The following is a 412-nucleotide window of genomic DNA, read 5'->3' on the forward strand; positions in this document are numbered from 1 at the left end:
AATACTCACCAGAGTTACAAACACATCGCACCAGTATATGCTATCGCTATTGTGGACAGCAACTACTTCTCAGATGATTTGGCTTTTCATAGTTTTAGTATGCGCGAGGACACGACAGGTGAGATTTTAACAATCACAAACAACGGTCAAGAAAACCATCTGGTTAAGATGGCGTTCTTAGAACTAAAAAAATACAGAGAAACCAGCAAAGATAAGGTTCGCAAACCGTGGTTGGAGTTTTTTGGCAATAAGCCCTTTACCCAACAACCCGAGCGAGCTATCAGCCAAGCAGACCAACTGCTGGACTATAAGAGCTGGTCTGAGGAGGACAGGAAAATGTTTAGTCAACTACGTATGCGAGAAGAACAAGCCTTGTTAGCACAGGACTATGCCTTGGAACAAGCTGAAGAAA

The 412-nt window shown here is 43.0% G+C and carries 1 protein-coding gene; it reads left to right on the forward strand.

Features of this window, described 5'->3' with window-relative positions; translation table 11 throughout:
- The coding region (locus JQ841_RS03070; protein ID WP_203180096.1) for a PD-(D/E)XK nuclease family transposase at positions 1 to 412 on the forward strand (412 nt) is incomplete at both ends.

It is taken from the genome of Streptococcus mitis, from assembly GCF_905187535.1.
GTDB lineage: Bacteria > Bacillota > Bacilli > Lactobacillales > Streptococcaceae > Streptococcus > Streptococcus mitis_BS.